We start from the raw sequence: 652 nt of genomic DNA on the forward strand, positions 1-652 counted from the left end.
GCACTCAAAGCATTCTGCCAGTTACATAATCTAATCTTTGAACTTATTGCCAACGAATCAGCCCGTGAACGTGAAACGGAAGCATTAAATTGGTGGCGTATCGTTCGCGTGCTATATCGTGCGCGTCATGTAAACACCGACAACCACGAATTAAATATTCTGCTTGAGTGGCCCCTAGGCCAGACCTTCCCCTTACGTCACTGGTTACACCCTTTGGACCGTGAATCGCGCGCAATGAGTGAAGTTGCCTTATTCAGGCTACTTCATCGCGGCAAAATTCAGGGGAATTTAACCCAATGTCGACTCAGTTATGATCTGGAGTTATCCCGATGTCCCGTTGGCGACATGCCCTCGCGCTAGCGCCGCACTACTACGATTACAATAATTGGCCATTGGTTGAGGTCGATGCCTTACCGGTTTCTGTGCGAAGTACGTTCCTACGTAACCAACAAGTAGCTTGTTGCGTACTAAATGGCGACGCACTTAACCACGTAGCAGAGCGTGTCGCCTTATCCCCTGGCCGGATCACTCAGTTACTTAATCGTTGTTTTACCGAGGATCATGACGGTCAATGGCCGTTGACAAAAGCGCTAATTCCCCATCAACATCTCAAAGCAAATGAACGACTTATTGCGCTGCCAAGCGTGCTCAA

General features: G+C 48.6%; 2 protein-coding genes. Both read left to right on the top strand.

What is annotated here, in order from left to right:
* Positions 1-360, top strand: a 360-nt coding sequence (locus A3761_RS27075; protein WP_197472855.1) for a hypothetical protein, incomplete at its 5' end; no start/stop codon positions are given.
* The coding region (locus A3761_RS26125) for a hypothetical protein (protein WP_197472856.1) at positions 330-652 on the top strand (323 nt) is incomplete at its 3' end. The genes A3761_RS27075 and A3761_RS26125, both read left to right, overlap by 31 nt.

The sequence above is a fragment of the Oleiphilus sp. HI0123 genome, from assembly GCF_001635315.1.